Raw genomic sequence first — 234 nt, forward strand, 5'->3', positions numbered from 1 at the left:
GAAGCATCAAAACCAGCATTAGCGCGAGCATCGGTTGAGGGCACGCCAAACTCGGGTACACCAGCAGGCGCACCACCGGCAGCAAGCACACGACCATCAGTAGAAGCACACAGCAGCGAGAAGGCTACGGCAGAATCGTCAGCAGAACCCCATGATGCCACCGAGTTCACGAACCCAGCCGCACCATAGGTTAGGGACGAGCCGGAACCATCCGAAGAAACCTGCAGAAGACGC

General features: G+C 58.5%; 1 protein-coding gene. It reads right to left on the reverse strand.

Features of this window, described 5'->3' with window-relative positions:
- A partial coding sequence (locus HMPREF2874_RS09605; RefSeq protein ID WP_210397936.1) for a hypothetical protein occupies nt 1–234 on the reverse strand: 234 nt, incomplete at both ends.

This window comes from Rothia sp. HMSC068F09, from assembly GCF_001812775.1.
Taxonomy (GTDB): Bacteria; Actinomycetota; Actinomycetes; order Actinomycetales; family Micrococcaceae; genus Rothia; species Rothia mucilaginosa_A.